The organism is Lentzea pudingi (genome assembly GCF_014646255.1).
In the GTDB taxonomy this organism is placed as follows: domain Bacteria; phylum Actinomycetota; class Actinomycetes; order Mycobacteriales; family Pseudonocardiaceae; genus Lentzea; species Lentzea pudingi.
This window is the reverse complement of sequence record NZ_BMNC01000045.1, coordinates 1-4,352: the sequence shown is the minus strand read 5'-3', so window position 1 is coordinate 4,352 and position 4,352 is coordinate 1. Positions and strand designations below refer to the sequence as shown.

Below are 4,352 nucleotides of genomic sequence, written 5' to 3'. Positions count from 1 at the left end.
CACGATGTCATCCCGGCCATCACCCGTGAAATCCGTCGGCGAACCCCCAAACATCCGAGACACACCACCACCGCAGTTCCTGCTTGTGTGCCGGTACGTCGCGCCGTCATAGCGCATCGCCACCCCGTCGACGACGATCGCTACCCGACGACCGTCCGCGATCTGCTCGTAGTGCAGGTGTGGCCCACTCGAGTTGCCAGTCGAGCCAACCTTTCCGAGCTCCTGGCTCAGTCTCACCTGCTGTCCCTGGGAGACGGAGAACGCGCTCAGGTGCGCCACCCGGCTGGTCCAGCCGCCGCCGTGGTCCACCACGACCTCGTTGCCGTAGCCGCCGTTGACGCGGGCCGACACCACAATGCCCGCCGCCGAGGCGAGCGCGGGAGTACCTAGGTCGCCGGTGCCGGGAATGTTGTAGTCGATCGCGTTCGAGACCTCGCTCGAATGGTGGTAGTAGTCCCTGGCCTGGCCACACGGGTAGGGCGCGCGGAAGTCGGGCCGGGGGCCGGCCGCGTGCGCGATGACTGGCACCACCAGCGTCGCGGCCAGCGCGGCAGTCGCGGTCGCCACGGCTTTCCATTTAACGGGTGATCGTCGTCTGGGCAGGGGCAAGTGTGCGTGCATCGGAAACCTCCGGCAGGGGTGCGCGCTGATCGCGCGAGACCCGGCGCACGCTAGACGGAGGCGGTAAGCCCTGGGCATCATGGCGGTATCGCGCGGGGATGTGGGAAAGCTCCCAGCGGGTTGACCGGCCGCGGAGGCGCACGGTGAGTGAAGAGTCCGACCGCGATGCCGCAGGGCCGCATTACCGGATTTTGGGGCCACTCCACGTGCGCACGTCCGCCGGGTGGGAGCCAATCGGCCCTAGCCGCTGGCGAACGTTGCTGGCCGTGCTGCTGGCCCGTCGTAACCGTACGACCGCCACCAACTACCTGCTGGTCGAGCTGTGGCGGGAGGCGGTCCCGGCGTCGGGGGTGAAACCGCTGCAGCTCTACATCGGACGGCTGCGCCGCCGCCTCGGCGATCCGCGAGGTGAACGACTGATCACCCGCCCCACCGGGTACGAACTGACCGTCGGTCGCCGAGAGCTGGACGCGGACGCATTCATCGAGCTGAGCCGCGCTGGTAGGGACAGCCTGGCGAACGGCGACGCCCGCGGGGCTCTCAGCCTCCTACGTGAGGCCCTGGATCTGTGGAGAGGGCCTGCGTTCTCCGATGTGTCGACCACACCGGCCATCGACGCCGAGATCGATCAGTTGGCCGGCGAGCGGCGGACCGCAGTGGAGGCGCGGTTCAGCGCGGAACTCGTCGTCGGCGCGAGCGTGCTGGGCGAGCTCGGCCAGGCGGTGCGCGAATATCCGCTCAGTGAAGTGCTACGCGCTCACCAGATGCTGGGACTGCTCCGAGCCGGTCAGGTCGAACAGGCGTTGCGGGCCTATGGCGACCTGCGTGACATGTACCGCGCCGAACTGCAGATCGAGCCATCGGCCTCTTCGACCGCGCTGTTCGAGGCCATCCGCGACGCCGCTGAGGGTGAGAAGGTCGACGCTCTCTGGAGGGCGAGCACCGGCATCGAGCCGCGACCCGCGCCGATTCAGCTCACCGAGCCGCTTGTACCTCGTCAGGCACCGCCGGACGTCCCGACGTTCACTGGTCGGCGGAACGAGATCGCCGCGATTCGCACGGCGATCTCCTCCGGTCCTGCCGCAGTGTGCGCGATCGACGGGCCTGGGGGAGTGGGCAAGACAGCTCTAGTCGTGCACATCGTGCACAAGTTGGCCGCGGAGTTTCCGGACGGTTGCCTCTACGTGGGATTCCGAGGCGCGGAGCAGGAACCCCTTGACGTGCTGAACAGATTCGGACGAACTCTTGGCTGGGCGGATTCGAATCCATCCACTGATCTGGACGAGGTCGTCGCGCGGTTTCGATCGCTGACGGCACACCGCCGGTTGCTCGTCGTGTTGGACAACGTGACCGACGAGCAGCAGGTCCGCCCGTTGCTGACGGCTGGCAGCGGATGCGGAACGCTGGTCACCAGCAGGCGCATGCTGACCGCGCTCGACGTGACCGCCAGGGTGCGGTTGGACCCGTTGCCGGAGGAAGACGCGCTAGACCTGCTGGCGGCGCTCGGCGGAGCGGAAAGGCTGAGCGCGGAGCGGTCTGCCGCACAGCGCATCGTCCGCAGCTGTGAGGGGTTCCCGCTGGCGCTGCGCATCGTGGCGGCGCGGATGAGCACCCAACCGCATGGCAAGCTCACCCGGCTCGCCGATCGCCTTTCCGACGAGCAGCACCGGCTTGACGAACTTACCTCGAGCGACCTCGCCGTGCGGTCGAGTTTCCGCGTGAGCTATCGGGTCGTGTCGGAGAGAGGTGGGCACGGGCCGTCTGACGCTCGCGTCTTCCGGTTGCTCGGGCTCGCGGACTGCGGGTGGCTCACTGTGCCGGCCGTGAGCGCGCTGGTGGGGATGGATGAGTCGGAAACCGAGCGGCGACTGGAGCGGCTGTCGGCAGAGCATCTGGTCACGGCCCTGGACGCGGACCGCTACGGCATGCACGACCTGCTCCGCATCTACGCCAGGGAACACTCCGTCAAAGTCGACAGTCCAGCCGACCGGACAGCGGCGCTGCGGCGGCTGGCGGACTGGTACCAGGCCACCGCGCGGCGGGCTGCGCGGCTGCTGGGCCTTGGCGTGGCAGCGTCCCACACCGTTTCGGACATGCCCTGGCCAACTGACGCCGAGCAAGCCGGAAGGTGGCTGAAAGCCGAGCGGCACAACCTCACGAGGCTGGTCTTGCACCTGGTCGCACTGCCCGATCCGTTGTCCGCTCTGTCGCTCACCCGCACGGTGATCACGTTCCTGGACGTGTGGGGTTTCACCGAGGAGGTGCGCAAGCTCGGCGAGCTGTGTTTGACCGCGGCTCGCCGGGCGGGTGACCGCTCGGCCGAGGCGGAAGCGCTCAACACGCTCGGCATGGCCGCGTTCCGAGCCGGCGACGTGGCGCGGGCGTCCACGTTGTTCGAGGAGAGCCTCACGTTGCGCCGCAAATTCGAGGACCGTGCCGCCGTGGCCACGTCGCTGAACAACCTCGGCTTGGCGCGACGCAGGCTCGGCGACTACCGGTCCGCCCTGGCGCACTTCGAGGAATGTCTCCGGCTGCGTCAGGCGCTCGGTGACCGGCGGCTTGTGATGTCCACTGTGGACAACATCGGGTTGGTGCACCAGAGCATCGGCGAGTACGACCGGGCACTGGCTCACCACCGGCAGGCTCTGGAGACCTGCCGCGCGTTGGGTGATCGTCACCAGGAAGCCCTGGTACTGCTGAACCTGGGCGAGGCGATCCGCCGCACTGGCCGCCCAGCCGAAGCGGTGGCACCTCTGTGCGCGGCGTTGTCGATCTGCCGGGAATACAACAACCGCTATGGCATGGGCCATGCGATGCTGCGAATCGGGGACAGTCATCGCGATCTGGGGAACAGCGTGCCCGCAACGGCCTACTGGGAAGAAGCCGCGATCATCCTCGGCGATTTCAGCACGGGGGCAGCGACTGACGCTCTGCATGCCCGATTGGGCCGAACATCGTTGACCACGGCTTCGGGCCGCTTATAACGTAGTAGAGCTAGAAAACGATTACCGGACACGTCTCGTTGGCCAGATGCCTCCCTGCAAACAGGCCAGCCCAACAAGGAGCTATAGATGTCCCTCATCAGAACCGGCAGTTCGCGCAGTTTCGGCGCACAACGACTCTCCATCGTGGTGACCCTCGTAGTGGTCGCCGCAACCCTGCTAGCCGCATCACCGCAGGTGAGCGCGGCGCCCGCGACACCTCAGTTCGGTCCCGGCATCGACCCGTACGCGGCCTACCAGGGACAGAACACCTGTGACCCGACGGCCAAGCCGGGCGTGGTGGAGTTCCGCGACCTCCTCAACCAGACCTACGGCGCGCACACGACCGGGATCTCTCGCGCGTGTGACATCGGTGGTGCGAGCGAGCACAAGGAAGGGCGGGCGTTGGACTATCACTTCAACGTCAACAACGGGGAGGATCGAGCGGAGGCTGATGACGTTCTCGGTTGGTTGCTGGCCACTGACCGGTATGGCAATCAGCATGCGATGGCTCGTCGGCTGGGCATTCAGTACATCATCTGGAATCGGCAGTGGTTCCGTCTCTACCGTGCGTCCGAGGGCTGGCGGCCGTACTCGGGGGCGAGCCCTCACACCGACCACATCCACTTCAGCTTCAGCTGGGCGGGCGCCCGCAAGCAGACCTCGTGGTGGACCGGCCGGACTGGTTCATCTCGGATGTTTGGGGGTTCGCCGACGGATTTCACGGGTGATGGCCGGGATGACATCGTG

Annotated in this window: 3 protein-coding genes; 2 read left to right on the top strand and 1 reads right to left on the bottom strand. The window is 67.0% G+C overall.

Features of this window, described 5'->3' with window-relative positions; all coding sequences use genetic code 11:
- Window positions 1-567 (bottom strand): M23 family metallopeptidase (locus tag IEY88_RS43870; RefSeq protein ID WP_189160805.1); only part of this gene is annotated, 567 nt, incomplete at its 3' end.
- A gap of 320 nt (window positions 568-887) precedes the next feature.
- Here IEY88_RS43870 and IEY88_RS43865 point away from each other — a divergent pair.
- Window positions 888-3,605: an AfsR/SARP family transcriptional regulator gene (locus IEY88_RS43865; RefSeq protein ID WP_189160804.1), complete on the top strand. Its 2,718-nt coding sequence runs from the start codon at window positions 888-890 to the stop codon at window positions 3,603-3,605.
- Window positions 3,606-3,692: 87 nt separating this feature from the next.
- Window positions 3,693-4,352: VldE C-terminal domain-containing protein (locus tag IEY88_RS43860; protein WP_229694363.1), on the top strand; the 660-nt coding region annotated here is incomplete at its 3' end.